We start from the raw sequence: 1,530 nt of genomic DNA, 5'->3' as shown, positions 1-1,530 counted from the left end.
ATCCTGGAGAGGGCGCGGGACGTGCACTCCGAGGAGCCTCGGGTCAGGCTGAGGCTGGATAGGGTCGGGAGCCTCGGGCTGAGGGTCCCCATCGCGGTCGACGGGTTCCTCCTGCTGGCTGAGGCGGATGTCTGGGTCAGCCTGCCCGCCGACAGGAGAGGGGTGGATTTGAGCAGACAGGTCCAGGCCATCTACAGCCTCTCCGATCCGCCGAAGGGGCCGGAGGATCTTGCTAGGGAATCTGTCAAGCTCCTCATGGAGCTGATCCCGTACGCGGATTCAGCGGGCGTCTCCCTGAGGTTCGAGGTCCCTCTGATAGCTTCCAAGAGGTACTACAGGGCTGAGGTCGGCTCCGCCGTGCTGGAGGGTGTTGAGGTGAACACCACCAGGGTGGAGCTGGCCGGCATGACCTCCTGCCCCTGCACCATGGAGCTGATAAGGGCCTACCTCAGCTCTCTCGGGGAGAGGGCATCCATCACGGCCACGCACACACAGAGGAGCATTGGGATAATCGAGGCGTCCCTGGGAGGGGAGCACCTGGATCGCGACAGGCTTGTCGGCGTGGTGGAGGGGGCGATGAGCTCCCCCCTGATGACCCTCACGAAGAGGCCGGATGAGGCTGCCCTCGTCGTGAGCTCCCTCATGAACCCAAAGCTGGCTGAAGACGTCGTCAGGGAGATGGTGATCCTCTTCCTGAGGGAGTTCCCATCTGCTCCGGACGAGGCGACACTGCTGGCGGCAGTGAGGAGCTACGAGAGTGTTCATATGCACGATGTTTACGCTGAGGTGAGATCCACGGTTGGCAGGCTCAGGCTCAGGTTCAGCTGAGGAGCTTGGAGAGGACCTCCCTCACGCATGAGAACTCCCCGGCCAGGCTGCTTCCCTCCCTCGCATTAAGCTCCATCTTTTCCTTCAGCCTCCTGAGCTGCCTCAGGTTCCCCAGAACGACAAGATCAACCCTCTCGCTTCCGAACACTATGGAGCTTGAGGGGAGGGCAGCCTCACCGCCGGAGGAGAGCATCTCCTGCTTGATCACAAGCGCGACAGGGTTCTTCACGTTCCTCATGTAGATGACCCTGAAATCCGACTTCTTGGACATTATCTCGGCCCCCCTGGGGTGCGATCCCAGGTAGAGGAACATGTCCTCGAAATCGATGGCCTCGAGGTCGAAGGTCATCTGATAAGCTTCCACCTCACCGCAACGGGCATGGTCCATCTCCCTCCTGATGAACTCGGCCACCCTGACCGCTTGGACGGTCTCCCTCACGTCATGAGTCCTGATTAGGCTGGCCCCGTTGTAGACAGCTATAGCGGTGGCTGCCAGACTGCCGGCCAGCCTGTTGGCAGGATCCTTCTCGCCGGCTATCTCACCTATGAACGACTTCCTGGAGACGCCGACGCATAAGGGTCTGCCGAGCGTGAGGAGGCCCCTCAGCCTCCTTATCACCAGGGAGTCCCAGACGTACCAGGGCACCTCCTGATCCCTGAAGAACCCTATCAGGGGATCCAAGACGATCCTCTCCTCCCTGA

2 protein-coding genes are annotated in these 1,530 nt (G+C 61.2%); one reads left to right on the top strand and one right to left on the bottom strand.

Going from position 1 to position 1,530, the window contains the following annotated elements:
• Window positions 1-828: a GTP cyclohydrolase I FolE2 gene (locus tag BA066_07920; GenBank protein RDD52768.1), complete on the top strand. Its 828-nt coding sequence runs from the start codon at window positions 1-3 to the stop codon at window positions 826-828.
• On the opposite strand, the gene BA066_07915 is transcribed toward BA066_07920, so the two are convergent.
• The coding region (locus tag BA066_07915; GenBank protein ID RDD52767.1) for a hypothetical protein at window positions 821-1,530 on the bottom strand (710 nt) is incomplete at its 5' end. The genes BA066_07920 and BA066_07915 overlap by 8 nt on opposite strands.

The sequence above is a fragment of the Candidatus Korarchaeota archaeon NZ13-K genome, assembly GCA_003344655.1.
Taxonomy (GTDB): Archaea; Korarchaeota; Korarchaeia; order Korarchaeales; family Korarchaeaceae; genus Korarchaeum.
Note: the sequence above shows the minus strand (reverse complement) of the source record. Positions and strands in the feature narration are given on the sequence as shown.